Origin of the sequence: Mesorhizobium sp. M4B.F.Ca.ET.203.01.1.1 (genome assembly GCF_004791025.1) — a bacterium.
Taxonomy (GTDB): domain Bacteria; phylum Pseudomonadota; class Alphaproteobacteria; order Rhizobiales; family Rhizobiaceae; genus Mesorhizobium; species Mesorhizobium abyssinicae.
On sequence record NZ_SRUO01000002.1, the window covers coordinates 609586 to 636423 of the forward strand.

25 protein-coding genes are annotated in these 26838 nt (G+C 64.2%); 16 read left to right on the plus strand and 9 right to left on the minus strand.

Going from position 1 to position 26838, the window contains the following annotated elements; translation table 11 throughout:
* Positions 1-8: 8 nt before the first annotated feature.
* The 5 genes from EN846_RS06220 to EN846_RS06240 form a co-directional block, all read right to left on the minus strand.
* Complete coding sequence (locus tag EN846_RS06220) at positions 9-1676, minus strand: ABC transporter ATP-binding protein (protein WP_127392699.1); 1668 nt, start codon at positions 1674-1676, stop codon at positions 9-11.
* Between the two features lie 10 nt (positions 1677-1686).
* Positions 1687-2823 carry an ABC transporter permease gene (locus tag EN846_RS06225; protein ID WP_127392698.1) on the minus strand — a complete coding sequence of 379 codons (1137 nt, stop codon included), beginning with the start codon at positions 2821-2823 and terminating at the stop codon, positions 1687-1689.
* Positions 2824-3831: an ABC transporter permease gene (locus EN846_RS06230; RefSeq protein WP_128346196.1), complete on the minus strand. Its 1008-nt coding sequence runs from the start codon at positions 3829-3831 to the stop codon at positions 2824-2826.
* Between the two features lie 119 nt (positions 3832-3950).
* Positions 3951-6035 (minus strand): ABC transporter substrate-binding protein, encoded by a 2085-nt coding sequence (locus EN846_RS06235; RefSeq protein ID WP_127393250.1) that lies wholly within the window; start codon positions 6033-6035, stop codon positions 3951-3953.
* Positions 6036-6136: 101 nt separating this feature from the next.
* Positions 6137-7603: an alpha-glucosidase/alpha-galactosidase gene (locus EN846_RS06240; RefSeq protein WP_127283558.1), complete on the minus strand. Its 1467-nt coding sequence runs from the start codon at positions 7601-7603 to the stop codon at positions 6137-6139.
* 246 nt (positions 7604-7849) lie between these two features.
* Between EN846_RS06240 and EN846_RS06245 the strand changes: the two genes are divergently transcribed.
* On the plus strand, positions 7850-8692 hold the full coding sequence (locus EN846_RS06245) for an AraC family transcriptional regulator (protein ID WP_127283568.1): 843 nt from the start codon (positions 7850-7852) through the stop codon (positions 8690-8692).
* Between the two features lie 16 nt (positions 8693-8708).
* Here the strand turns inward: EN846_RS06245 and EN846_RS06250 are convergent, their stop codons facing one another.
* Positions 8709-9818, minus strand: coding sequence for a glycoside hydrolase family 25 protein (locus EN846_RS06250; RefSeq protein WP_127310181.1), 1110 nt, complete (start codon positions 9816-9818; stop codon positions 8709-8711).
* Positions 9819-10145: 327 nt separating this feature from the next.
* Here EN846_RS06250 and EN846_RS06255 point away from each other — a divergent pair, with 327 nt between their 5' ends.
* The 6 genes from EN846_RS06255 to EN846_RS06280 all read left to right on the plus strand — a co-directional run bounded on the left by EN846_RS06255 (position 10146) and on the right by EN846_RS06280 (position 15980).
* On the plus strand, positions 10146-11915 hold the full coding sequence (locus EN846_RS06255) for an acyl-CoA dehydrogenase (RefSeq protein WP_127310176.1): 1770 nt from the start codon (positions 10146-10148) through the stop codon (positions 11913-11915).
* A 28-nt stretch (positions 11916-11943) separates the two neighbouring features.
* Positions 11944-12699 carry a crotonase/enoyl-CoA hydratase family protein gene (locus tag EN846_RS06260; RefSeq protein WP_127391322.1) on the plus strand — a complete coding sequence of 252 codons (756 nt, stop codon included), beginning with the start codon at positions 11944-11946 and terminating at the stop codon, positions 12697-12699.
* A gap of 209 nt (positions 12700-12908) precedes the next feature.
* Positions 12909-14234: a hypothetical protein gene (locus tag EN846_RS06265; RefSeq protein ID WP_127391321.1), complete on the plus strand. Its 1326-nt coding sequence runs from the start codon at positions 12909-12911 to the stop codon at positions 14232-14234.
* Positions 14227-14820: a hypothetical protein gene (locus EN846_RS06270; RefSeq protein WP_127391320.1), complete on the plus strand. Its 594-nt coding sequence runs from the start codon at positions 14227-14229 to the stop codon at positions 14818-14820. The genes EN846_RS06265 and EN846_RS06270 overlap by 8 nt, the downstream gene beginning before the upstream one ends.
* Complete coding sequence (locus tag EN846_RS06275) at positions 14817-15395, plus strand: hypothetical protein (protein WP_127391319.1); 579 nt, start codon at positions 14817-14819, stop codon at positions 15393-15395. The genes EN846_RS06270 and EN846_RS06275 overlap by 4 nt, the downstream gene beginning before the upstream one ends.
* A 15-nt stretch (positions 15396-15410) precedes the next feature.
* Entirely contained in the window at positions 15411-15980 is a 570-nt protein-coding gene (locus tag EN846_RS06280; protein ID WP_127391318.1) for a hypothetical protein, read from the plus strand.
* A gap of 16 nt (positions 15981-15996) precedes the next feature.
* Here EN846_RS06280 and pdxH read toward each other — a convergent pair whose 3' ends face one another.
* Positions 15997-16614 carry a pyridoxamine 5'-phosphate oxidase gene (gene pdxH / locus EN846_RS06285; RefSeq protein WP_127283565.1) on the minus strand — a complete coding sequence of 206 codons (618 nt, stop codon included), beginning with the start codon at positions 16612-16614 and terminating at the stop codon, positions 15997-15999.
* A 40-nt stretch (positions 16615-16654) separates the two neighbouring features.
* Here pdxH and EN846_RS06290 point away from each other — a divergent pair, with 40 nt between their 5' ends.
* From EN846_RS06290 to EN846_RS06305, 4 genes are all read left to right on the plus strand, one after another.
* Positions 16655-17119, plus strand: coding sequence for an RT0821/Lpp0805 family surface protein (locus tag EN846_RS06290; RefSeq protein WP_127283566.1), 465 nt, complete (start codon positions 16655-16657; stop codon positions 17117-17119).
* A gap of 99 nt (positions 17120-17218) precedes the next feature.
* Positions 17219-18151 carry a J domain-containing protein gene (locus EN846_RS06295; protein ID WP_127391317.1) on the plus strand — a complete coding sequence of 311 codons (933 nt, stop codon included), beginning with the start codon at positions 17219-17221 and terminating at the stop codon, positions 18149-18151.
* A 107-nt stretch (positions 18152-18258) separates the two neighbouring features.
* Positions 18259-19077 carry an enoyl-ACP reductase FabI gene (gene fabI / locus EN846_RS06300; protein WP_127282527.1) on the plus strand — a complete coding sequence of 273 codons (819 nt, stop codon included), beginning with the start codon at positions 18259-18261 and terminating at the stop codon, positions 19075-19077.
* Positions 19078-19129: 52 nt separating this feature from the next.
* Positions 19130-19717 carry a histidine phosphatase family protein gene (locus tag EN846_RS06305; protein WP_127282526.1) on the plus strand — a complete coding sequence of 196 codons (588 nt, stop codon included), beginning with the start codon at positions 19130-19132 and terminating at the stop codon, positions 19715-19717.
* 46 nt (positions 19718-19763) lie between these two features.
* Here the strand turns inward: EN846_RS06305 and EN846_RS06310 are convergent, their stop codons facing one another.
* Complete coding sequence (locus tag EN846_RS06310) at positions 19764-20027, minus strand: DUF1344 domain-containing protein (RefSeq protein WP_127282525.1); 264 nt, start codon at positions 20025-20027, stop codon at positions 19764-19766.
* A gap of 389 nt (positions 20028-20416) precedes the next feature.
* Between EN846_RS06310 and aroC the strand changes: the two genes are divergently transcribed.
* Both aroC and ribB read left to right on the plus strand, forming a co-directional pair.
* Positions 20417-21526, plus strand: a complete 1110-nt coding sequence (gene aroC, locus EN846_RS06315) for a chorismate synthase (RefSeq protein ID WP_127282524.1) — start codon at positions 20417-20419, stop codon at positions 21524-21526.
* Positions 21527-21636: 110 nt separating this feature from the next.
* Positions 21637-22737: a 3,4-dihydroxy-2-butanone-4-phosphate synthase gene (gene ribB, locus EN846_RS06320; RefSeq protein ID WP_127310679.1), complete on the plus strand. Its 1101-nt coding sequence runs from the start codon at positions 21637-21639 to the stop codon at positions 22735-22737.
* Between the two features lie 37 nt (positions 22738-22774).
* Here ribB and EN846_RS06325 read toward each other — a convergent pair whose 3' ends face one another.
* Positions 22775-23998 carry an MFS transporter gene (locus EN846_RS06325; protein ID WP_127310678.1) on the minus strand — a complete coding sequence of 408 codons (1224 nt, stop codon included), beginning with the start codon at positions 23996-23998 and terminating at the stop codon, positions 22775-22777.
* Positions 23999-24118: 120 nt separating this feature from the next.
* Between EN846_RS06325 and EN846_RS06330 the strand changes: the two genes are divergently transcribed.
* The 3 genes from EN846_RS06330 to EN846_RS06340 all read left to right on the plus strand — a co-directional run bounded on the left by EN846_RS06330 (position 24119) and on the right by EN846_RS06340 (position 26837).
* Entirely contained in the window at positions 24119-24712 is a 594-nt protein-coding gene (locus EN846_RS06330; RefSeq protein ID WP_126055934.1) for a TetR/AcrR family transcriptional regulator, read from the plus strand.
* Positions 24713-24841: 129 nt separating this feature from the next.
* Positions 24842-25822, plus strand: coding sequence for a hypothetical protein (locus EN846_RS06335; RefSeq protein WP_127282521.1), 981 nt, complete (start codon positions 24842-24844; stop codon positions 25820-25822).
* 88 nt (positions 25823-25910) lie between these two features.
* Positions 25911-26837 carry a histone deacetylase family protein gene (locus EN846_RS06340; RefSeq protein ID WP_127310677.1) on the plus strand — a complete coding sequence of 309 codons (927 nt, stop codon included), beginning with the start codon at positions 25911-25913 and terminating at the stop codon, positions 26835-26837.
* Position 26838: the final 1 nt, after the last annotated feature.

Here is a 26838-nt window from a genome sequence, read left to right on the forward strand (position 1 = left end):
CACTTTGTCTAGGCCACCTCGAAAGCGGCCCGGACGAGCCGTTCGGTGTAGGCGGTCTTGGGATTGGTGAGGACCTCGTCGACAGGTCCCTGCTCGACGACCTTGCCGTGCTGCATGACGATGACGCGGTGGCACAGCGCGCGCACCACCTTGAGGTCGTGCGAGATGAAGAGGTAGCTCAGGCCGCGCTCGTCCTGCAGCTTCCGCAACAGGTCGATGATCTGCGCCTGGACGGAGAGGTCGAGCGCCGATGTCGGTTCGTCGAGCAGGATGAATTCGGGCTCCAGCGCGATCGCCCGGGCGATCGCGATGCGCTGCCGCTGGCCGCCGGAGAATTCATGCGGGAACCGCGAAAGGATGTCGCCCGGCATGCCGGCGCTGACCAGCGCCTCGCGCACCCGTTCGACCCGCTCGGGCCGTGTCGCCCCGATGCTGTTGACGACCAGCCCTTCCTCGATGATCTGCCCGATCGTCATGCGAGGATTGAGCGAGGAAAAAGGATCCTGGAAGACGATCTGCATGCGTGAGCGCAGCGGCCGCATTTCGTTGCGCGACAGGCCATGGATCGGCCGGCCGTCGAAACGAATCTCGCCGCGTTTCGGATCGAGCAATCTGAGCAGAGCCTGGCCGAAGGTGGTCTTGCCGGAGCCGGATTCGCCAACCAGCCCCAGCGTCTCGTGGCGGCAAAGCTTGAGGTCGAGGTCGTCGACGGCGACCAGTTCGCGCCAGTCCGGTTTCAGGAAGCTGCCATGGCGCAGCATGAAGCAGACGCGTACGCCGTTCGCTTCGAGAATGGTGCCGCAGCCCTCCGGCAGCGGTTGCGGTCGCCCGCGCGGCTCGGAGGCGAGCAGGCGCTGCGTATACGGGTGCTGCGGATCGGCGAAGAGCCGTTCGGTGACGTTGTGCTCGCGCATCTCGCCATGCTGCATCACATAGACGTAGTCGGAGAACTTGCGCACCACCGTGAGGTCGTGGGTGATCAGGATCACCGCCATCCGCAGTTCTTTCTGCAGATTGCGGATCAGGTTGAGGATTTGCGCCTGGACCGTGACGTCGAGTGCCGTCGTCGGCTCGTCTGCGATCAGCACGTCGGGATCGTTGGCCAAAGCCATGGCGATCATCACACGCTGGCGCTGCCCGCCGGAGAGCTGGTGCGGGTACTGCTTCAGCCGCGCCTCCGGCTCAGGAATCTGGACATGCCGCAACAATTCGAGCGCTCGCGCCCAGGCCTCCCTGCGGCCCACCTTGCGATGCACCCTGATTGCCTCGACGATCTGGCTGCCGACCGTGTAGATCGGGTTGAGCGAGCTCATCGGCTCTTGGAAGATCATCGAGATGCGGTTGCCGCGCAGCTTGCGCCGGGCGTGCTCGGGGAGTTTCAGGATGTTCTGCCCATCGTAAGAAACGCTCGACCTCGGCGACACCGTGGCCCGCCGCGACAGCAGCCCCATGACGGTGCGCGCCGTCACCGACTTGCCGGAGCCGGATTCCCCGACGATGGCGATCGTTTCGCCGCGATAGAGCTGGAACGAGACGTCCTTGACGGCTTCGACGACGCCGTGTTCGACCTTGAAGGCCACCTCGATGTTGCGGGCGTCGATGATTGGCTGGTCCGCGCGTCCGTCATGGTCGTGGCGGAAGGCTGGCGCGAAGGGCTCGGCGAGTGCGAGGGTCATCCCGGCCACCTCAATAGGGGTCTACGGCATCGCGCAGGCCGTCGCCCAGCGCGTTGAAGGCAAAGACGGTGATCAGCACGAAGCCGACCGGCGACAGGATCCATGGATAGGTGCCGATGACCGAATAGGTCGCCGTGTCCTGCAGCATCAGGCCCCATGAGATCAGCGGCGGCTTCACTGCGAAGCCCAGGAAGCCGAGGAAGGATTCCAAGAGCACCACTGTCGGGATCGCCAGCGTCACGGCGACGATCACATGGCTCATCACGTTGGGGAGGATGTGCTGCATGATGATGCGCCGGTCTGTGGCGCCGACTGCCATGGCGGCGCGCACATAGTCGACCCGCGCCAGCGCCAGGGTCTTGCCGCGCACCTCGCGCGACATCTGCGCCCAGCCGAGCGCCGACATGACGATGATGACAAAGGCGAGGAAAACGTTGGTCGGCGCGGTGACCGGGATCAGCGTCGTCAGCGCCAGGTACAGCGGCAGTTGCGGGAAAGCGAGCACCAGTTCGACGAAACGTTGCACCCACACGTCGAACCTGCCGCCGAAATAGCCGGAGACCATGCCGACCGTGGTGCCGATCATGGTGATGATGAAGACGACCGTCAGCGCGATCATCAGCGAGACGCGCGAGCCGTGGATGGCCCGCGAGAGCACGTCGCGACCGAACTTGTCGGTGCCGAGGAAATGCACCGGCTGGCCATCCATCGAGCCGAAGAAATGCCGGTCTGCCGGAAGGAGCCCGAAGAGCCTATAGGGCGAGCCCTCGACGAGGAACCCAAGCAGCCTTGGGTGTTCGTAGTCGGGGCCGACGATAGGCTGGAAGGTGATCGGATCGAGATCGGCCGAATCGGCCAGCGCATACACCCTCGGCCGCGCGACGAAGTTGCCGTCCTTGTCGTGGAAGCTTGGCAGTTGGGGCGGCGCGAAGGCGATATCGGTTGCCTTCGGGTCCATCGGCGCCAGGAATTCCGCGAACACGGCCATCAGGAGCAGCAGCACGACGAGCCAGAGCCCGGCCATCCCGGTCCACGAACGCTTGAGCCGCCGCCAGACCAGCGCGATGTAGCTCTCATTGCCGCGCGCGGGCTTCTCGATGGTTCCCTCGGCGGGCGGCGGTGGCAGTGATGTGTCGCGCGCCAGCATCTAGTTCTCTCCGAACTGGCGGATGCGCGGGTCGAGCAGGACGAGCAGCATGTCGGCGATGATGTTGCCGACGATCAGCGTCGCCGACAGCACCATCATGAAGGTGGCGGTAACATAGACATCGCCTACCGCCATCGAGCCGACGATCGCCGGTCCGACGGTCGGCAGCGCGAAGATGATCGCCGTCTCGATCTCGCCGGTCAGCATGTAGGGCAGCACCACGCCCTGGTACATGACCAGCGGGTGCAGTGCGTTGGGCACGGCATGACGCAGGACCACGGCGCCGCCGGTCAGCCCCTTGGCCTTGGCCGTCTCGACATATTGGGCGTTCAGCGTGTCGAGCAGATTGCCGCGCATGACGCGCATGTTGTAGGCGAGCCCGCCGAAGGTCGCGATCGCCACCACCGGCCAGACATGCTTGACGAGGTCGACGAATTTTGCCCACGACCATGGCGCGCCGCCATATTGCGGCGAGAAGAAGCTGCCGATCTCCGACACGTTGAACTGGAAGACCAGCAGGTAGACGATGATCAGCGCCATCAGGAAGCGCGGCACCGTCATGCCGAGGAAGGAGATGGCCGAAAGTGTGGAGTCGATCCAGGAATACTGCCGGGTCGCCGCCCATATGCCGAACGTGATGCCGAGGACGGAAGCGAGCAGGTGGCAGACCAGTGCCAGAAGCAGCGTGCGCGGCAGGCGCTCGCCCACCACATCGGCAACCGGCTTGTTGTAGTAGAGGCTGTAGCCGAAATCGCCGCGCGTGACGATGCCGCCGATCCAGTTGAGATACTGGACGGGCAGCGGCTTATCCAGGCCGTGCTCGATCCGATAGGCCTTGGCCTGCGCGTCGGCCTGGGCGAAAGACGCGCCGCCCTGGTTGATCAGCTGCGAACGGATGTAGTCGGCATAGTCACCCGACGGCGCCTGGATGATGGCAAAGGTGACCAGGCTCAAGATGGCGAGGACCGGGATCGCCGACGCTATGCGCGTGAGCAGGAATCGCAACATCGAACGGCCCGTTTCCTTGTCTCGCCGGTTGCGCCCGCTCAGGGCCTGTCCGGAGGGTTTGCTTTGTCCGGCCGCGCCAGCGGCGCGGCCGGAGTTCTCTTCGTCAGGGAGGGTAAACCTTAGTTCATCGGCCCCTTGTCTCCGGGTTTGCCGGGAAGCTCGTCGGGGAACAATTCGTACTTGGCTTGTTTGTCGGCCGCGACAAACACCCGTTCGCGGACGATCGAATCCTCGGCCCAGTTGAACATGAAGATCGGCGTGCCTTGCGGAATGTTGGAGAAGCGCTTGTTGATGATCAGCGCGCCGGGATATTCCGTCAGGCCGACATTGTAGACGTGCTCCGTCGAGATCTTCTGGAAGTCTCTCATCAGGCCGGCGCGCTGGTCGTTGTCCTGCGTCGAGACGAACTTGTTGACGATGTCGACGAGATCCTTCTCGAACGGCATCAGATCGACTTCGCCGCTTTCCGGTGCACGGTGGTTCCAACTGGTCTTGGGGCCAACCGGCGCAAGCTGCTCGGTGTTCTGCACGACGGAGGTCAGTTCCTGGTCGTTGCGCCTGATCAGCCAGTCGAAGCGGCCGGAATATTGCGAGGCGTCGCGCTGGGTACCGTTGAGGCCGTTGAGCACGACCCTGAGCCCCAGCTTTTCCATCTGGGCGACGACGCCTTCGGCAAGGCTCTTGTCCGTGGTGTAGTCATTGTTGACCAGCATCACGATCTCGACGTCCTTGCCGCCGGCGGTGCCGGCTGGGAAGTTCACGATGCCATCGCCGTCGGTGTCCTTGAGGCCAGCCTTGGCGAGCTCGGCCTTGGCGCCCTCGAGGTCGAAGGGATAATAGACGGTCGACTTGCGGTCGTAGAAGCTGGTGCCGGATGAGAAACCGCCGGCGTAGATGGCGGTGAACGGCCCCTTGACCAGGGAGTCGCCGAGCGCCTTGCGGTCGAACGCCATGGTGACGGCCTTGCGGAAGTCCTCGTTGCGGTTCAGCTCGCGGATGGCCTGGCCGCGCTCGTCGGGATTGCCCCAGCCATTGGCGGAAAAGTTCATGCGCAGATTGTAGCCGATGAGCCGGGGTCCGAAGGCAAGCCTGGCGGGCGCGTCCTTTTCCGCCGCGCGTTTCAGCGAGGCGACGAAGTTTTCCGGCTGTTCCAGGTTCGAGAAGTCGCCCGAGCCCGCCACCGCCTGGACGTCGCGGTCGGCCCAGGTCGAGAGCTTGTATTGCAGTTCGTTGAGGTAAGGCAGCTGGTTGCCCTTCTCGTCGACCTTCCAATAGTAAGGGTTGCGGCGCATGACGATGATGTCGTCAGGCCGGTACTCGACCGGCACCCAGGCGCCCATCACCGGCATGTTCATGTATTCCGGCGGAAAGGCGTTCTTGAACTGGTCGTAGGTGTTCTTCGAATATTTCGGATGCTGCGGCTTCAGAATGTGCGACGGGCCGGGGCAGAACGTGCCGTAGGCCATGGCGTAGAGATACTGTCTCGGGAAGGCTTCCTTGAAGGTCCATTCGACGGTGTAATCGTCGATTTTCTTCAGCGTCGTGCCGACGCCGAAGGTTTCCGGCGTCGCGCCATTGAGCGGCGAAACGTTCGGATCGACGACTTCGTCGTCCCAGTAGAACATGACGTCGTCGGCGTTGAAGGGCGCGCCGTCCGACCATTTGGCGCCTTCGACCAGGTGCATGGTCAGCTTGTGGCCGTCCTTCGACCACTCCCAGCCCTTGGCGAGGTTGGGCAGCGGCTCGGTGTCCTTGGCCTCGACCTGGAACAGCGGCGCGGTACGCGTCAGGCATTCTGAAAGGCCGATATCGATGCCGCCCCAGCCTTGCGTCTGGCCGGCGCCGTAGTTCCAGCCCTCCGGCCTGCCGCCGATGACATGGCGCATGGTGTCGCCGTAGACGCCGATGCCATCAGGCATGTTGCCCGTCTTGAAGACCAGTGGCTCCTTCGGCAGCCTGTCTTTCAGCGGCGGCAGCTTGCCAGTCTTGACGAATTTCTCGGTGACCCAGTCAGGCTCGTGATATTCCGGCAGCGCCTTGAACTCCAGGATGGAGTCGCGCGCCACATACTTGATCTTGCCCTCGGCCGGGAACGTTGCCGGCTCCGGTGGGATCGTCGGTTCGGAAGCGAAAGCATTGAGCGCGGGGATTGAAACGCTCAGCGCCAGTCCCGCCGCTATGCCAAGTCTGTGTAAGTTCCTCATAGTCTCCTCCCAGGTGTTGGACGTCTGCTGCCCGCCTTCTATGCAGTGCGGCTGAATTGGCGGACCGCCGTGCGGCGGATCCGCGTTGGTGCCTGACTGTCTCAGCCGGCCTGTTTCAGTGCCGCCTTCTCGGCGCGCAATTCCTCGATCGAGCGCACACTGCGGCGCGCGGCACCGGCCCATTCGCGGGTCTTGACCTTGGATTTCGAAAGCCGCTCCTTTGCTGCCGGAACCGCATGGGCATATTGCGGCAGCCAGGCGGCCTGGGCGACGACCATCTCGTCCACCATCTGCCAGACCTCCTCCGGCGTCGAAACCGCGCCGACCAGCGGGTCATGCAGTACGGCGAGCTTCAAGAGGTCGATGTCGCCTGATATCGCGGCATGCACCGACATGCGCTGGACGTTGATCGAGGAGATGCAGGTGGCGGCGCAGGCCTCCGGCAACGTGATGCCGGCGGCCATGTTGATGCCGAACCGATCGACGAAGCCGGGCGACTCGATGATGGCGTCCTGCGGCAGATTGGTGATCACGCCGTTGTTCTTGACGTTGAAATGGCCGCGATAGACGCGGTTCGTCTCCAGCGCCTCGAGGATGTGGCTGGCGTGCTCGTTGGAGCGCTTGGCCGGGTCGATCGGCTTCGACGCCGCTTCAAGGAATTGCGGATATTCCGTTTCGAACCAGTTGCGGGTCTCGGTCGAGTAGCGCAGGTAGCCGCCAGTCTCGCCGTGGATCCAGTCGGACATGTCGATCCAGCGCGTGATCTCGTCGGGGCGCTTGCGGTACCAGGGCAGATACTCGGAAAGATGCCCGTTGCTTTCGGTCGAATAGACGCCGAAGCGCTTCAGCACGTCGATGCGCAGCTTTTCCTGCTTCGAATAGACCGGGTGCGCCTCGAAGGCGGCGACCAGTTCGTCCTTGCCGATCGGGCGGCCGTTGAGGCGCAATTCGATGAACCAGGTCTGGTGGTTGATGCCAGAACAGACATAGTCGAGTTCCCCGGGCGATTTCGCTCCCAGCACCTCGGCAATCTGCTCGGCGCCGTGCTGCACGCCGTGGCAGAGCCCGACCGTGTCGACCTTGCCATACTCGATCGCGGCCCAGGTGTTCATCGCCATCGGATTGGCATAGTTGAGGAATTTGGCGTTCGTGTCGGCCACCTCGCTTATGTCCTTACAGAAATCGAGGATCACCGGGATGTTGCGCTGGCCGTAGAGGATGCCGCCGGCGCAGATCGTGTCGCCGACGCACTGGTCGATGCCATATTTAAGCGGAATGCGGATGTCGTCGGCATAGGCCTCCAGGCCGCCGACGCGCACGCAGCTGATAATGTAGCGCGCGCCCTCGATCGCCTTGCGCCGGTCGGTCGTTGCCGTCACCTTGGTCGGCAACCTGTTCGCTTCCACGATCCTGTCGAGGATAGCCTTGATCATGCCGAGATTGTGCTCGCTGACGTCGGTCAGCGCGAATTCGATGTCGCTGAATTCGGGGACACACAGAATGTCGGTGAACAGCTTCTTGGTGAATCCGACGCTGCCGGCGCCAATAATAGCGATTTTGAAGCTCATCACCTTCACCTTGGTCCAATCGAATGCTAGGCAAGGAGCAGCAAGGGAGGGTATGGCCGCACGCCATGGCGTGCATGCCACTCAGGCCGGAAATCCGGCCTTTTCTCCTCCCGCCCGCTCCTCGACCGCGGGTCATTCCCGTTCTCTGGAGCTGGATTATGCGCTTATTCGTAGGCACGAACAGAGAAGGATTATGCTTTCGAGGGTAATTTTGTGCTGCAGGACCTGATCGCCAACGGGCCATCGATGCGGACGGTCTCGCTGCCGCGTGGCCGCCAGCGCCTCCATGCCATGCCGACCAGCACCGGCTATGAGGTGCGCGAGGACGAAACCTATGACTGGGACGGGCGAAAGCGCGGCCAGACCCCGTTCACCGTCCTCCAGCACACGATCGGCGGCACCGGGCAATTGCGCTACGAGAGCCGCAACTACCGCCTGCAGGCGAACGACACGCTGCTGGTGCTGGTGCCGCACAACCATCGCTACTGGCTGGCCAAGGGTGATCGCTGGGAATATTTCTGGATCTCGATGAACGGCGAGGAGGCGCTGCGCATCCACAAATCGATCCTAAGCGTCTCGGGCCCTGTGTTTCGGCTGCAGCCAACGACGATCGACCATCTTGCCGACTGCAGCCTGCGCCTCATCACGGGGGCCGGTTCGCCGGGTGCCGCTTCCGCCGTCGCCTACGAAGCTGCCATGGCCCTTTACGACGATGTTTTCGGGTCGCACGCCTTCGCGGAAAAACAAAGCGCCATGCAGCCGGTGATCGACCACATCAACGCCAATCTCGACAAGCCGCTGCCGGTGGCGGACCTCGTCCACATCAGTGGCCTCAGCCGCGCGCACTTCTCGCGCTGCTTCGCCGAGAGCGAAGGCATCCCGCCCGCCGAATTCGTCTTGCAGCAGCGGTTGCAGCGCGCGGCAAAACTGCTGACCAAAGCGGATTTCCTGCCGGTCAAGGAGGTCGCCGTCCTGTGCGGCTTCGAGGACGCGAATTACTTCTCCAAGGTTTTTCGCCGTTCCTACGGCACGACCCCGACGCAATTTCGCACCACTGGCATGTATGCCAGCCTGGGAAATCATCGCTGACCCGGTTGCCGGTTGCTCAGCGCCGCCTGCGGTCGATCGCGGTCGAAGCGGTGCTCACGGGATCGGCCGCCGCGAAGGCGGCCTCGAGCTGCAAGGGCGAGCGCTGCTCGGTGCGCTTCCAGGCAACATATTCGGCAATGCCGAAGCGCGGCCGCCGTGGCACCGTCTTCACCACCGGCATGCTGAAGCCGTCGCGGAATTTCTCCCAGCGCTGGCCGAGCACCGAGACCATTTCCTCGAAGGTCGGCGGCGTCGCGACATCGGCATAGGTGATGGTGAATTTGCCGGCGAGCCCGGCCTCGCGCGAGACCGGCACCGGGATCGAGGCGAGATAGTCGGACGGCACGTCGATCAGGCCGCCAAAGGCCCATTGCTGGCGCAACCGGTCGGCATTCATCGGTGCGACGGAGACGTCGATGTCGTTGGGCGTGCCCGGCACGCGGTAGGGGCATTTGAAGCGGCCGCAATTGGTGTGTGCCGAAAACTGCCAGAGTGCGTAGCCCTGCCAGTTGCCCATCGGAAAATGCACCTCGATGTCGGGCTTGTAGCGCGCATACCAGAGCGGCAGCCGCGACAGGAGCCGGTACTGATAGCGGTTGTCGGCGATAAATTGCGCAGTCCTGCCGTTGGTGTAGAGCACCGGGAAGCGGCCAAGGCGCCGATGCACCTGGCGCACGAACTCCTCGGCATCCTCCAGCGACATCCACTGCGTCGGATCGTTGCCTTCGATATCGAGGGCAACGAGGTCGTCCGGCGCCGGTTCGGCGAAATCGATGAAGTTATTGGCCTGCTCGACCGGGTTGCCGGGGCGGGCAAGGTGATAGGCGCCCCATTTCAGGCCGAGCGCCTTGGCCACCACCTTGCGCGTCTGAAACAGTTCGCGCGTCACCGCGAAGCGCTTCCACAACGCCTTGCAGAGCCGGACCTCGGTCTCGTCGCCCGAACAGAAATAGGCCGGCGGCAGCCCGTCGGAGGCCTTGTTGATGAAACCGACGATGCGCTTGTCGGTGGCAAGCTCGGCCCAGTCGATGGAATTGTATTCGTAGGCGTCGATGACCAGCGCGCGGTCAGCGTTCTTCCACGGCTCGGAGAAATCCGAGGCCTGTGCCGCCGTGCCGAGCACCATCGCAGCCGCGAGAAGTGCCAGGCGGCGAAGAGGGCGCGCCGGCTCTTTCAATCAGGGTTGTCCCCACTGACCAGGCATCGATCCTGAACCGCTATGGTTAAGGAAGTGCTTTCAAAACCAATGAGACTCTTTGCGGCAAAAGAGCGACGAAACATCGAACCCATCGGGCCGCTGGGCTGCTGCGGGGTGTCGTTGCGATTGCAAAATCCACGTGACAAAGTTTGACGTTTACGTAAAAAGAAGATTGGAGGCCGCCCAAAGGCGGATGGTTTTGCATCGGCCAGAGTCCTACGATCAAGCGGCTGAGGCAGCGGAGGAGCAAGCGGCATGTATAAGGCACCCGTCAAGGACATTTCGTTCACGCTGAAGCATGTCGCCGGTCTCAAGCCTGCGCTGGACGCCGGCACGTTCGGCGATCTCGGCGAGGATATTGTCGACGCCATCCTGGCCGAAGCCGGCCGCTTCGCCAGCGAGGAGGTGGCGCCGCTCTACAAGATCGGCGACGAGCATGGCGCGGTGCTGCGGGACGCGGCCGTCACCATGCCCCCCGGCTGGAAGGAACTCTACCGGCGCTGGATCGACGGCGGCTGGAACGCGCTGTCAGGGCCGGAGGAATTCGGCGGCCAGGGCCTGCCGACCATGCTGGCCGTCGCCGCGCTCGAAATGTGGAACTCCGCCGCCATGGCTTTCGGCATCGGCCCGACGCTGAGCATGGGCGCGGTCGAGGCGCTCGACAAGCACGCCTCCGAGGCACTGAAGGAAAAATATCTGGCCAAGCTCGTTTCCGGCGAGTGGATGGGCACGATGAACCTGACCGAGCCGCAGGCGGGTTCCGACCTCGCCGCGCTGCGCACGCGCGCCGAACCTGCCGGTGACGGCACCTACCGCATCTTCGGCCAGAAGATCTTCATCACCTATGGCGAGCACGACTTCACCGACAACATCGTCCATCTGGTGCTGGCGCGGCTGTCCGACGCGCCGGCCGGCACGCGCGGCATTTCGCTGTTCCTGGTGCCGAAATTCCTGGTCGGCGACGATGGCGCTCTCGGCGCCCGCAACGACGTTTTCTGCTCCGGCCTCGAGCACAAGCTCGGCATCCACGCCTCGCCGACCTGCACCATGATCTATGGCGACGGTTTTCAGGGCACGACTCCCGGTGCCATCGGCTGGCTGATCGGCGAGGAGAACAAGGGCCTGGCCTGCATGTTCACCATGATGAACAATGCGAGGCTTGCCGTCGGCATGCAAGGCGTTGCGGTGGCCGAGACAGCGACGCAGAAAGCGATCGCCTACGCCAACGAGCGTCGCCAGGGCAAGGCGTCGGACTATTCAGGCTCCGGCATGGCGCCGATCGTCCATCACCCCGACGTGCAGCGCAATCTGCTCACCATGAAGGCGCTGACCCAGATCGCGCGCGCCATCAGCTATTCTTGCGCCCATGCCCTCGACCGCGCTCGCGTCGGCGAAGGTGAGCCCGCCGCCAATTGGCGCGATCGCGCCAATCTTTTGACGCCGCTGGCAAAAGCCTTTTCGACCGATGTCGGCGTCGAGGTCGCCTCCTTGGGCGTCCAGGTGCATGGCGGCATGGGCTTCATCGAGGAGACAGGCGCGGCCGCGCTCTACCGTGACGCTCGCATCGCGCCGATCTACGAAGGTACCAATGGCATCCAGGCGATCGACCTGGTGGCGCGCAAGCTGCCGCTCGGCGGCGGCGAACATGTGCATCAGTACATTGGCGAGTTGAAAGCGATGGCGGACGCGGTGCGTACGTCCAACATCGAAGGCTTCGGCCGCACCGCGGACAATCTCGATAGGGCGCTTACCGATCTCGACGAGGCGACACGCTTCCTGCAGACGCTGATGGCCGATGGCAAGGCTGATGCCGCCATGGCCGGGGCCACGCCTTATCTGCGTCTGATCTCGCTTGCCGCCGGCGGCGCCTATCTGGCGCAGGGTGGGCTTGCCGATCGCGGCCGCATCGCGCTCTGCCGCTTCTTTGCCGAAAACCTGCTCGGCGAGACGCGCGCCTTGAAGGAACGCGTCATCGACGGGTCCGAAAGCCTCGCCGCCGCAGGCAAGGCACTGATTTCCGCCTAGAGCATCCTGACATGCGAAGGAACTGACCGTGACAGACCACATCCTCGTCGAGCGCCAGAGCGCCGTGCAGATCATCCGCATGAACCGGCCTGACAAGAAGAACGCGCTGACCCGCGCCATGTATGCGAAGATGTCGGCAGCCCTGGCCGAGGGCGACGCCGATCCGGCGGTGCGCGTGCATGTCTTCCTCGGCGTCCCCGGCGCCTTTTCTTCCGGCAACGACCTTGCCGACTTCCTGGTCATCGCCACCGGCGGCGAAGGCGGCACCGAGGTCTGGGATTTCCTGATGGCGCTGGCCAAGGTTGAAAAGCCGATGGTGTCGGGCGTCGACGGCATCGCGGTCGGCATCGGCACGACGCTCAATCTTCATTGCGACCTGACCTTCGCCACACCGCGCACCATCTTCCGCACGCCTTTCGTCGACCTCGGCCTGGTGCCTGAGGCGGGCTCCAGCCTGCTCGCGCCGCGGATCCTCGGCCAGCAGGGCGCCTTCGCCCTGCTCGGTCTCGGCGAAGCTTTCTCAGCCGAGCGTGCGAAAGCCGCCGGCCTGATCTACGACGTCGTCGAGGAAGGCGCGCTGGAAGCCGCGGTTCTGGCCGCTGCCAACGAGATCGCCGCCAAGCCGCCGCAGGCGCTGAAGATCGCGCGCGACCTGATGCGCGGCTCGCGCGACGATCTCGTCGCCCGCATCAAGGTCGAAAGCGAGCATTTCCGCGAGCGCCTGAAATCCGAGGAAGCGCGCGCCGCGCTCACCGCCTTCATGACGCGCAAGAAAGCGAGCTGATCCACGACACTGTCAGGTTGTGGCGGCTTCACGCGAAACTCGCGTCAAACGCGATTTTTGATCTGTACACCGCGGTTCTCGCGTCCTATCCCACGAACCGACGGGGCGGGGGCCTGGTCGGTGGAGAGGACATGGCCCGCAACATCGCTGCCAAGACGCAACCTTCCGAAACGATCTGGGGCATGCATTTGACGGATTGAGCGTCCGACATGTTTGCCGATGCCGCAAAGCCGCTGGCGCTGACCCTAAAACTCTGGTGGCGCTTCTGGCCGCAACTGGTCGCCATGGTGCTGCTGGGCATCGTGTTCGGTGACCTGTTCATGCAGATCGCCGCCCGCGCCGCCTTCCTCAACCACATGGCGGGGCTTGCGCTGCTGACGTTGGTCGCCCTGACGCAGCTCACCGTCACCGTCGCCATGTTCCAGACGCTGCTGCCTGCCCTGCCGGCGACACGTGCCGCGCAGCAGGCGGCACGCAGCGAAGCTTCCGGCGAGGTGCCCAGCGGAGGCGCGCGGCTGGCGCGCATGGTCACCGTCGCGCTGCTGCCGTTCTTCGCCTACTACGCGGCCTGGGGGTTCCTGGGCGACACGGTGCGGCAATATTCGCGCGTCACGCTCGACATGGCGCCGTTCGGCGAAAGCGCGGGGAACGTGCTCGATGTGCTGGATTCGCGATGGCTTGTCCTGTCCGTCGCGATCTCATGGTTGATCCGGCGCTTCGCCAACGCAATGCAGAAGCGCGGCGAGGCGCGCTCCTTCTGGCAGATCGTCGTGGTGATCTGCGAGACAAACTGGATTTTCATCGGACTCTACGTCATCTCGCGCTGGAAGGACGACGTCGTCGGCTGGTTGATGAGCCGCAACATCTTTTCCGTCCTGCAGGCCGCGGCGGACGGCATGGCCGCTCCCATCGCAAGCGCCTTCGCCGATCCCATGGTTCCCGTCGAGGTCACGTCCGTCGACACGACGGCCAGGCTGGTGAACCTGTTCTTCTATATGCTGCTGCCGGTGATCTGGCTGGTGCTGGCCGCGCTCATCTACGGCTACGACGTGCGTGACGACAAGGAACTGATGCGCGCGCATCAGCGCGTCGAACGCCTGGGCGCGCGCTACAGCACCATTCCGAAATTCCTTCGCGATTTCGTCGAACACTTCATCAGCGGCTATCGCTCGCGCTATCTGCCGATCGCCAACGGTGTGCGCATCACGCTGAGCTCGGGCGTTGTGCTGGTCGTCACGCTGATCGTCGGCTACCGGCTGGTCGACTGGCTTGCCGCCTGGGCGTGGCTGGGCACGACGCGCCTCATCGGCCCGCATGAGCTCGACACCTGGCAGGTTCTCTCGCATGGCGTTTCCTTGCTGTTCGGCAGTCCGTTCCAGGACTCATCGACCGGCATCCTCGTCGAGCCGCTGCGCATCTGCTTCCTCGCCGCGATCCTCGAAACCGCATTCGCGTTGCCGAAGCGCCAGACCAGTGGAGGCGCGCAGCCCACCGGTCCGAAAGGCGCGGCGGAAGTCGAGGCGCAAAATGCTTGAGGCCGCCCGCTCGCGTCTGAAAGCCGGGATCGTTGCCGGTATCGGCACCGCGGCGGCGATTGCCGTTGCCGGTGTCCTGGGCGCCTTCGGCGCAAGGCACGAGCCGATGCCCGTTCTGGCGCAAACCAGTCGGATCGAAACCGGCCAGTGGCTGCTGCAACCATTGAAGGCCTACGTCACCGACGGGAAGCATGCTTATGGCGCGCCGCTCAAGCCTGGCGGGAAAGCGCTCGTCCTCGAAGTCGAAATGACCAACCGCACGGCAAAGTCCTCGAAGGATTATTTCGAGATCCTGCGAGCGAGCCAAACAGCGGTCGATGCCGCGACAAAGCCTTTCATCGTGCTGATGCGCGACTCGACGCTGTCGCCGGAACTGCATCCCGGCATGCCGGAGCGCATGGCCTACATCTGGGAAATGCAGCCTGGCGTGGTGTCGCCGACGAGCTTCGACCTGATGGTCATCGGCAAGACCTATAAGCAGCGTGACAACCTCTACGGGTTGCCCGGCTGGTTCAATCCGACGCCGATCGGCACGCTGACGCTTGCGGTCGGTGCCGGGCCGGACAAGGCGCAGGTCCAGCCATGATGCGGAAGATGGCCAACGTCATCCTGCTGCTCCTCGCGACCGCCCTCTGTTACGGCCTGCAAGTGTCGAAGCCGCACTATGCCGAACTGATCGGACCGATCCCGGCCTACGGCAAGCTGGGCGATGCGGTTGTCGGGCGCGGCTTCGAGGCGCGCGCCGCAAAGGTGGCCTTCTCGCGCAACCTGAAGGTCGACAGATATGGCCAGACCAAAGTGTTCACGACTGGCGGCATCTGGGCGGTGGTGACGGTCGAGTTTGCGGCAAGTGCGCAATCGACGACGGTAGCGGTCGCTTCCTGGCGCGGTCCTACGGGCCTCGCCTATGACCAGACCGAACGGCTGTCCTTTGCCGATGGCCTGCTTCCCGTGGCCATCGATCCCGGCCTGCCGAAAAAGGCGAGGCTGATCTTCGAAGTACGGCCGGACGAGGTGAGCAATGCCACATTGCTGATCTCCGAGAAACTGATGTCGGCGCTCGACTCGCAGGCCGAGATCTCGCTCGGGCCGGTTGCTGCCGGAGCTGACGGCTTGCCCGCCGAGACTGTCGACACGCTCGATCTGACGCAGCCGATCTGAAGGGGATGGCGCCAAATGACGGCAAGGAGTCTGGATTGGGAGAGCGGGCAGGGCGAACGGAAATGGCGTCGCCGCAGCCTTTGGGCTCTCCTCCTGCTCGTTCCGCTGGCACTGGCCGGGCAGGCCTATGACAGCGTCAAGACGCTGCTGGGCGGCGAGGATCTGTTTCCGCGCCAGGTCGCCTGGGGACAGAGCGCGCATTTCGGTGGCAGCGACTGGAAACTGACCGATCTGCGCGGCGCCTTCGGCATGTCGAGCCTGCCGCCGGATTCGGTGCCGGTGCTGGCCGACTTCTCCGTAAAGGTTGGCGATCCCGATCTCCAGAAACTCTGGCTTGGGTGCAAGGTGATGCTGATCGATGCCGAAGGCCGGCGCTGGTCGCCGACATCGGCGGTGTCGCTGAAAGCGCCGGGCGATGTCCACACCTGCGTGTCGGCGATCTTCTCCGGCGCCAGACGCGGCGATACGTTGAATTTGCGTGAGACGTTCCTGGTGCCGAGGCAGGCGACCAAGACGATACGCCCGGCGGTCGGCCTCGCCAGCGAGAGGCCGCATTTCCTGTTCTTCCAACTAGAGAAGGATTGATCTCCGGCGCATCCAGCTAGGGATAGAGCCGCGCCTTGTCCCAGCCGCCTTCCGCGTTGCGCGAGAAGACCAGCCGGTCATGCAGGCGGAACGGCCGGTCGTGCCAGAACTCGATCGACTGCGGCACGATGCGGAAGCCCGACCAGTGTTTTGGCCGAGGGATCTCGCCGATCGGGTAACGCGCGGTGTATTCGGCCACCGCCTTCTCCAGCGCGAAGCGGCTTTCCAGCGGCCGTGACTGTTTCGAGGCCCAGGCGCCGATGCGGCTGCCGCGCGGCCGCGTCGCGTAATAGGCGTCGGCCTCGGCGTCGCTGACGATCTCCACCGGGCCGCGCACGCGCACCTGCCGGCGCAGCGACTTCCAGTGGAAGCACATCGCCGCCTTCATGCTGCCAAGAATCTCGCGGCCCTTGGCGCTTTCGAAATTCGTGTAGAAGACGAAACCGCCTTCATCGAACCCTTTCAGCAGCACCATCCGCACGTCAGGCATGCCATCGGCATCGACGGTCGCCAGCGCCACGCCGTTGGGGTCGTTGGGCTCGCTCCTGGTCGCGTCCTCCAACCAGGCGGCAAACAGCCGGAACGGCTCGGCTGCTTCGGTAAAGTCACTCGTTGTTAACTCAGTTTCGCTCATAGTTTTCCAAATTCTTACCGTAGCCGGAGGACATTGCCTGTTGTCGCGCATCATGCAAGCTTTTGACAGCAGGCAAAGGGGCGTTATCGCTTCGGCCAGCGTCAGGCTGATGGTCGCGGCCATGGCCCTGCCGCTAGCCGCTTGCGGCGCCGGCGGCTTCAGTCTGGAGAAGGCGGAAATCGACCGCTCGATCGTCACCGCCAGCGCGCCTTCCTCGCCCGCCGCGCCGGCGAGCGGCGATGAGGACTCGGATCAGACCACCATCGGCAATGCCGTCTCATCGGCCGACATCCGGGAACTTGGCGGCCAGGGGGTGCCATGGGCGAATGTCGGCACCGGGTCGCGCGGCTCGATCACTGAAATGGTCGAACTGAAGGACGCCGGCCTGACCTGCCGCCGCTTCACCGCCTCGCGCGAGAGTTTCGACGGCGTGTCGCTGTTCAAGGGCCAGCTCTGCATGGCCGCCGCCGGCGGCTGGCACATGCAGGAATTCAAGGCGCTCTGAATTCAGTCGCCGATCGCGTCTTGCGCCACTGGAATTTCTTCCTATGCGAGCGCATATAGGAAGCGACCATGAACTCATTTTCTCTTGCAGGCAGGATTAATGCGCGACCCCTATGAGGTGCTGGGCGTTGCCAAAAACGCATCGGCGAAGGACATAAAATCGGCGTACCGCAAGCTCGCCAAGAAGCATCATCCGGACCAGAATCCGAATGATCCCAAGGCGAAGGACCGTTTTGCCGCCGCCAACCAGGCCTACGAGATCGTCGGCGACGAGAAAAACCGCGCCGCATTCGATCGCGGTGAGATCGACGCCGACGGCAAGCCGAAATTCCAGGGTTTCGAGGGCGCTGCCGGCGGTGGCGACCCGTTCGCAGGCTTTCGCCGACAGCAAGGCCCGGGCGGCGCGCATTTCGAATTCCGCTCGGGCAGGCCGGGCGGCGATCCGTTCGATGGCAACAGCGACATCTTCAGCCAAATCTTCGGCGACGCCTTCTCCGGCGCCCGCGGCGCCGGCAGGAGCGGCGACCGCCGTCAGCCGGTCCAGGCCGCCGACCTCAACGTCACGCTCGACGTCACCATCGAGGAGGCCGCCACCGCCGACAAGGTGACGGCGATGTTCCCCGACGGTCGCAAGATGGCGGTGAAGCTGCCGGCCTATGTCGAGGACGGCCAGACCATCCGTCTGAAGGGCCAGGGCGAGCAGGGACCGGGCCAGCCGGGCGACGCGCTGGTCAAGATCCATATCCGCCGCCATCCGCGCTACCGTGTCGAGGGTCGCGACCTGCATGCCGATCTGCCGGTGGCGCTGGCCGACGCGGTGCTGGGCGCCAAGGTGGCGGTCGAGACACCAACCGGCCGCCTCGCGGTCAATGTCCCGGCATGGTCGAGCTCCGACAAGGTGCTGCGGCTGAAAGGCAGGGGTTTGCCGGAGAAAACCGGCGGCCATGGCGATCTCTATGTCCATGTCAGGCTGATGCTGCCCGAGGGCGGCGACAGCGAGCTGGAAGCGCTGATGCGTCGCCAAAAGGGCTGAGCTTTGGAGTTTTCTCCCCCGGACAGTCCGCTTTGAGCGCTTGAAGGGGCTCTGTGCCTGTGCGATAGGCTCTCCACAAAGCAGACATTCTTGCGGAGAACGCTCACATGGCGGGTGGACAGGGCCTGATGGCCGGCAAGCGCGGGCTGATCCTCGGCGTTGCGAACAATCGGTCGATCGCCTTCGGCATCGCCAAGGCGTGCGTCGATCATGGCGCCGAGATCGCGCTGACCTATCAGGGCGAAGCCTTCAAGAAGCGCGTCGAGCCGCTGGCGGCGGAGCTCAACGCCCATGTCGCCGGTCATTGCGACGTCACCGACCCGGCAAGCCTTGATGCCGTCTTCGCAGACATCGCCAAACATTGGGGCAAGCTCGACTTCCTCGTCCACGCCATCGCGTTTTCCGACAAGGACGAATTGACCGGCCGTTATGTCGAGACGACGCGCGACAATTTCCTGCGCACCATGGACATCTCGGTGTTCTCTTTCACCACCATCGCCAAGCGCGCCGAGCCGCTGATGACCGATGGCGGCTCGCTGTTGACGCTGACCTATTACGGCGCCGAAAAGGTGATGCCGCACTACAACGTCATGGGTGTGGCAAAGGCGGCGCTGGAAGCGAGCGTGCGTTATCTCGCCGTCGATCTCGGCGCCAAGAAGATCCGCGTCAACGCCATCTCCGCCGGCCCGATCAAGACGCTTGCCGCCTCCGGCATCGGCGACTTCCGCTACATCCTGAAGTGGAACGAGTACAACGCGCCGCTGAAGCAGACGGTCACCCAGGAAGAGGTCGGCGATTCCGGCGTCTATTTCCTGTCGGATCTGTCGCGCGGCGTTACCGGCGAGGTCCATCACGTCGATTCTGGCTACCACGTCGTCGGCATGAAGGCGGTCGACGCGCCCGACATCTCGACCGTCAAGGAATAGTTCTCTCCGCCGGCCCTCCGCCCAGACCCTGGCCCGACCTCCGGAAGACCTGATGTATCCGCTCGTCTATCTCGTGCGCCACGGCCAGACGCAATGGAACACCGAGCGTCGCCTGCAGGGTCAGGCCGATACCGACATCAATGCACTTGGACGCCAGCAGGCGACTGGCAATGGCCGGCGCTTGGCCGCGATGATCGGCAAGGGTGAGGATTTCGACTTTGTCGCCAGCCCGATGCGGCGCACGTGCGAAACGATGGAACTGCTGCGGGCGGCAATGGGGCTCGACCCGCTCGCTTACCGGACAGAACCGCGTCTGGTGGAATTGAGCTTCGGCGACTGGCAGGGTTTTACGTTTCGTGAGCTCGAAGCCCGGCTTCCGGGATCGACCCGCGGGCGCCGCTCGGCCAAATGGGATTTCCAGCCGCCCGGAGAGGGCGCGGAAAGCTATGAGATGCTGCTCGAGCGGATCAAGCCATGGTTCGACGCGCTCGACCGGCAGACGGTCTGCGTCACCCATGGCGGCGTGATGCGCTGCCTTTTCCGCTTCGTCATGGGCGTGTCAAAACAGGAGGCGGCGGGCCTGGAAATCCCTCAGGACCGCCTGCTCCGGCTGCAAGGGCGGAGCCTGGAGTGGCTGTGAAGGCTGCAGCCTGTCGAATTCAGATCAGGCCGGCCTCATCTTAGATTTAGTTGGCGTCGCTATCCGGCAGCTGCATGTCGGTGACCACATTCTCGCCATTGGTCACGTCAAAGGCGATGACGATGTCCATGCCCGGCTGCAGCGCGTCGAGATCGGTTTCGGCGTTGAGCTTGTAGGACTTGCCGTCGTCCAGCGTCAGCGTCAGCGTGTCCTTGTCGACCTTCTTGATCAGGCCCTCGGTCTGGCCGGCGAACGCGGCGGCGGTGGAAATCATCAGCATGGCGGCAACAGCGCCAATCAGGGTACGCATCGTCGTCCTCATTATCATTGCGCCGGCATGGCTAGCGGCGGGTCCTCAACGGCGGATGGAAGAAAGCAGAAACCAAGCGAATGTGTCAAAAGTAAAACTGGCTTCGTCACGACCTATTTCGCTCAAGGTGCGATCGCGAGTTCCAACGACGGTTCCTTTCACGAGAAATGAGTGGCAGCCACTCGCGCGGCGTGCTCTTGATCATTGCGGCAGGGTGGGGCAGCAGCCCTGGCCGTTCGTGGCAGCGCAGGTCTCCCCGCACACACAGTTTGACCGCTTTGCAAAACGCCAATAGAAGGCAGCGTGCAGCGCTGCGCGTGTTTTTTGACGCGCAAGGGACGCCGCACCACTTTGGACTTCCGGCTCCGCCGCCGGGCAGGGCGTTTTCCATGTCTCACAACACTTTCGGCCACCTGTTCCGCGTCACCACATGGGGTGAGAGCCATGGGCCGGCGCTCGGCTGCGTCGTCGACGGCTGCCCGCCCGGCATCCGTTTCAAGCGTGAGGACATCCAGACCGAACTCGACAAGCGTCGCCCCGGCCAGTCGCGTTTCGTGACGCAGCGCCGCGAGCCGGACGAGGTCAAGATACTCTCCGGCTTCATCCTCGACGAGGACGGCGAGACGATGATCACCACCGGCACGCCGGTGTCGATGCTGATCGAGAATGTCGACCAGCGTTCCAAGGATTATGGCGAGATCGCCCGCCAGTACCGGCCGGGCCATGCCGACTACACCTATGAGGTCAAATACGGCCTGCGCGACTACCGCGGCGGCGGCCGTTCCTCGGCCCGCGAGACGGCAGCTAGAGTGGCGGCAGGCGCCTTGGCCCGCAAGGTAGTGCCCGGCATGGTGGTGCGCGGCGCGCTGGTCTCGATGGGCGAGAAATCCATCGATCGCGCCAATTGGAACTGGAACTTCATCGGCGATGCCGACAATCCGTTCTTCACGCCGGACCCGGCATCGGTCCCCGTCTTCACCCAATATCTCGACGCCATCCGCAAGGCGGGCTCGTCGGTCGGCGCCATCATCGAGATCGCCGCCGAAGGCGTGCCGGCCGGCCTCGGCGCGCCGATATATGCCAAGCTCGACCAGGACATCGCGTCCGGCCTGATGTCGATCAATGCCGTCAAGGGGGTCGAGATCGGCAACGGTTTCGAGGCAGCCCGCATCACCGGCGAACAGAATGCCGACGAGATGCGCATGGGCAATGACGGCAAGCCGGTGTTTTTGTCCAACCACGCCGGCGGCATCCTGGGCGGCATCTCGACCGGGCAGGCGATCGTCGCCCGTTTCGCCGTCAAGCCGACATCGTCGATCCTGACCCCGCGCAAATCGATCGACAAGGACGGCAACGACGTCGAGGTGATGACCAAGGGCCGCCACGACCCCTGCGTCGGCATCCGCGCCGTGCCGATCGGCGAGGCCATGGTTGCCTGCGCCATCGCCGATCACTATCTGCGGCACAGAGGACAGACGGGGAAGGGAATAGGGGAGTAAGGCAATAGGGGAATATGTTACGTCGCGTTTCGCCACGCCAAACATTTTCCTTTTCCATACTCCCTTACTGCCCTATCCCCTACTCCCTGGCGAGCGAAGCGAGCATTTCCATGCCATACGACCAGAAGAAGATCGTCGAAGCCATCCGCGCCTTCGAGCGCGGCGAGATCGTCGTCGTGATGGACGATGACGGGCGCGAGAACGAGGGCGACCTGATCGTCGCCGCCGTCCACTGCACGCCGGAGAAGATGGCCTTCATCGTCCGCAATACCTCCGGCATCGTCTGCACGCCGATGCCGCGCGAGGAGGCAAAGCGCCTCAACCTTGCGCCGATGGTGGCCGACAACGATTCCGCCCACACCACCGCCTTCACCGTCAGCGTCGATTTCAAGCACGGCACCACGACCGGCATCTCCGCCGACGATCGCACGCTCACCGTGCGCAACCTTGCCAACGGCAATGTCGGCGCCTCCGATTTCGTCCGTCCCGGACATATCTTCCCGCTGGTCGCCCGCGAGGGCGGGGTGCTGATGCGCTCCGGCCATACCGAAGCGGCCGTCGACCTCTGCAAGCTTGCCGGCCTGCCGCCGATCGGCGTCATTTCCGAACTGGTCAACGACGACGGCACCGTCAAGCGCGGGCCGGAGGTTCAGGCCTTTGCCGAGCAGCATGGCCTGAAACAGGTCTCGGTCGCCGATCTCATCGCCTACCGGCAGCGCAAGGAAACGCTGGTCGAGCGCGTCGCCTGTTCCGACATCGACACGCTTGGCGGCAAGGCGCAGGTCTTCACCTACACGCTGCCCTGGGATTCGATGCATCACGTCGCGATCGTCTTCGGCGATATCCGCGACGGCGAGGAGGTGCCGGTGCGCCTGCATTCGGAGGATGTCGTCACCGACGTGTTCGGCACCAGCCACCGGCTCGACGCCATCATGAAGGCGATGGGCGAGCGAAAGCGCGGCGTCATCGTCTATCTGCGCGAGGGTTCGGTCGGCGTCGCCCATCAGGAGCGCAAGCGGCCGGTGAGCGGCGAGCGCGAGGATCATGAGGAAGCCCGCCGGCGCGAAAGCGAATGGCGCGAAATTGGCCTCGGCGCGCAGATCCTGAAAGATTTGGGCATTTCGTCGATCAACCTGATCGCCTCGCGCGAGCGCCACTATGTCGGCCTCGAAGGTTTCGGCATCCATATCGCCAAGACCGAGATCCTCTAAGGCGCCCGGCCCCTTGCAGGACCGGACGCGCACGACATCACTCCGCGGGAACCGCCTCCGCCTCACATCCGGCAAGATCGCAATCCGGACCGGCCAGGCTGCGCTGGCCGATAAGAACCGTCGCCAGCGCGATCGCGCCCGCCGCCACCGACACAAGAAAGCCGTTCTGCGCGCCGAACGCGTCCACCACCGCGCCGGCGGCGAAGGAGCCGAGCGCCATGCCGATGCCGATTCCGGTCGTCACCCAGGTGATGCCCTCGGTCAGCATCGCTTCGGGCACGCGCCGCTCGATCAGGCCGAAGGCGGTGATGAAGGTCGGCGAGATCGCCACGCCGCTGACGAACACGGCAAGCGCCAGCAGCGGTACCGTGCCGGCGGCCAGCAGCGGCAGCGTGGTGAGCGCGATGACGGCGACGGCGACAGCCAGCTGGCGTTGCAGCGGCATTTTCAGGTTGAGCGCGCCGATGATGATGCCGAGCACGAACGAGCCGAGCGCGTAGACGCCGATGACCAGGCTTGCCGCTTCCGGTTGGCCGAGCTCCTTGGTGATCGCCACGGTGCTGACTTCCGTGGTGGCGAAAGTGGCGCCGATGAAGATCAGGGCGAACGTTATGACCTGAACCGGCCGCAGGCGGATCGCCGAGCCGCGTGAACCATGTTCCTGTGGCCGCACGTTGGGTTCGGTCGCGCGCTGCAGGATGAAGGCCGCCGAGCCGAATGCGAGGAACAGAGTGCTGGCAAGCATGCCCGCTTCCGGGAACAGCGCGGTGCTCAACCCGACCGACAGCGATGCGCCGGCGATATAGACCAGTTCATCCGCTGCAGACTCGAAGGCGAAAGCGGTATTCAGCTCCGGGCGGTCACGGAAGATCTCCGTCCAGCGGGCGCGCACCATCGCAGGTATGCTGGGCATGGCAGCGGCAAGCAGCGCCGAGGCGAACAGCGTCCATATCGGCCAGTCCTGGTTGGCCGCCGCGATCAGCACTGCGAAGGCGAGCACGGCGATCACCGTGGTCGGCACGACGATGCGCGTCTGACCGAGGCGATCCACCAGCCGCGATATTTGCGGCGCAATAAACGCGTTCACCAGCGCGAAACTCGCCGAAACGGCGCCGGCCAGCCAGTATTCGCCATGCGTCTGCGACAGCATGGCGACGATCCCGATCGGCGCCATGGCGATCGGCAGCCTGGCAACGAAGCCGGCCGCCGCGAAACCCTTGGTGCCGGGGGCTCGAAATATTTCCGTATAGGGATTTTGCATGCTCTGGCTCCTCGACAAGGGACGGATCGGCAATTACATACGTTGCGTATGAAATCAGATAGATCATACGCCGCGTATGTCAATTGGCATACGATGCGTATGTAAGTTGGGCCAGACCGTATGCACCGACCTCGCAAGGAGATGATTGCCGAGACGCGCGCCAAGCTGATCGCGGCCGCCCGCCACGCTTTCGGCACCATCGGCTATGCGGACGCCTCGATGGATGATTTCACCGCCTCGGCCGGGCTGACGCGCGGCGCGCTCTATCACCACTTCGGCGACAAGAGGGGATTGCTGCAGGCGGTCATCGCCGAGATCGACGGCGAGATGGCTGCCCGGGTGAACGAGGTGGCGGCGAGGGCGCCGACCCGCTGGCAGCATTTCGTCGACGAATGCACCACTTACATCGAACTGGCGCTGGAGCCGGAGATCCAGCGCATCATGTTCCGCGATGCTCCGGCGGTACTGGGTGATCCCGCGCAGTGGCCGAACGCCAGCGCATGCACGGCGTCGATGACCGATCACCTGACCAGGCTGCAGGAGGAGGGGGTGGTCGTGGCCGACCTCGATCCCGAGACCACGGCGCGGCTGATCAACGGCGCGAGCAGCCAGGCTGCGCAGCGGATCGCCAATTCGCAGGATCCGGAAGCGACGTCGAAAAAGGCGGTGGCTGCGTTCAAGCAACTGCTCGAGGGGCTGCGCAAGCAGCCCTGAGCACACGGTCAGCTAACCATGACGCGCGGTTTGTGCACCGGTTTTAGGTCGGCGCGGCGTCGCCAAGATTGACAATCGCCGGGGCGAGCGCATCCTCCTCAACCATCTCTGAGGCGGGAGAGTCGGGCCATGTGGGACTTCAGCATCGGCCGGTCGGTGTCCATCATGATCAGGACATGGCCTTTCATCGTCTTTCGCATGGTTGTCTATTTCGGCATCACGCTGGCCTACATCATGGCGACCGGGACCGGGGCCAGCGTCGGCTATGGCGTCGGCCACATCTCCACCGATCCCGATGGGCCGCTCTCCTTCGCGCTATGGGGTGGCGTGGTCGGCTTCGGCATCGTCTCGGTAGCCGTCTACTGGATCCGCGAATACATCCTCTACGTCCTCAAGGCCGGGCATATCGCCGTCATGGTCCATCTGATCGACGGCCAGGACGTTCCCGACGGCCAGAACCAGATCTCCTATGCCAGGGCCGTGGTGACCGAGCGTTTCGCCGAGGCCAATGTGCTGTTCGTGATCGACCAGCTGGTCAAGGGCGCCATCCGAGCCATCACCGGCCTCATCGGCGGCATCGCCGCCTTCCTGCCCATTCCCGGTCTCAACGGCCTTGTCAGCTTCATCAACACGGTGATCCGCATGTCGCTGACCTATGTCGACGAGATCATCCTCGGCTACAACATCCGCATCAATTCCACCTCGCCCTTCGAGACCGCCCGGCAAGGCGTTGTGCTCTATGCGCAGAACGGCAAGACCATGGTCAAGAACGCGGTCTGGCTGGCGGTGATCATGTGGGGCGTGTCCTTCGTCATCTTCCTGTTGATGCTGGCGCCGGCCGGCGCCATCCTCTGGGTCATGCCAGGCCAGCTTGCCGGCTGGGCCTTCGTCCTGGCCATCGTTTTTGCCTGGGCCTTCAAGGCCGCCTTCATCGAGCCCTTCGCCATCGCCTCGCTGATGCAGGTCTATTTCGCCACCATCGAGGGCCAGGCGCCCAATCCGGACTGGGACCGCCGGCTGGCGGAAGCCTCCTCGAAATTCCGCGAACTGAAGGACAAGGCGCTGGCCTCGTTCGGAGGCTCGCGCTGGACGCAGCCCGCACCCCAATAGCCGGGAAACCAGCCTAATCCCTGTTGAACGTTCCTCTTTGGCGGCGCGAAAACATGGCCAAACCGGTCTTGCGCGCCTATATCGGGGCATGGTCACCAGACTTTACACCCACCCGGTCTTCCTCGAACACCTGACCCCGCCCGGCCACCCCGAGCGGCCCGATCGCCTGCGCGCCATCGAGCGCGTGCTGGACGACGAGGCATTTTCGGCGCTCGACCGGGTCAAGGCGCCGGAAGGCGACCAGGCGACCATCCTCTATGCGCATCCCGAGAATCACGTCGCACGCGTGCGCGCCGCCATTCCGGAAACCGGCATCGCTTCGATCGATGCCGACACCAGCGCCAGCCCGAAGAGCTGGCAGGCGGCGGTGACGGCGATCGGCGCCGCCAATGCCGCTGTCGACGACGTTTTCGACGGCCGCGCCGCCAATGTCTTCGTCGCCGCCCGGCCGCCCGGCCACCATGCCGAGAAGACCACGGCCATGGGCTTTTGCCTGTTCAACACCGCGGCGATCGCCGCTCGCTACGCGCAGAAGAGGCACCAGGCCGAGCGCGTCGCCATCGTCGACTGGGACGTCCATCACGGCAACGGCACGCAGGATATCTTCTGGGATGACCCTTCGGTGCTCTATTGCTCGACGCACCAGATGCCGCTTTATCCGGGCACCGGCGCCAAGAGCGAGACCGGCGCCGGCAACATTGTCAACGCGCCGCTGGCGCCGCGCACCGGCAGCGAGACGTTCCGTGACGCCTTCCTGTCGCGCGTGCTGCCGTCGATCGACAATTTCGCGCCCGACCTGATCATCATTTCCGCCGGATTCGACGCGCACCATCGCGACCCGCTGGCCGAGATCAACCTGACCGAGGAGGATTTCGACTGGGCGACCGGCCAGCTGATGGAGCGCGCCGCGCGCCACAGCGGCAACCGGCTCGTCAGCCTGCTCGAGGGTGGCTACGATCTGCAGGGACTGGCATTTTCGGTCGCCGCCCATGTCGGGCGGCTGATGAAGGGATGAA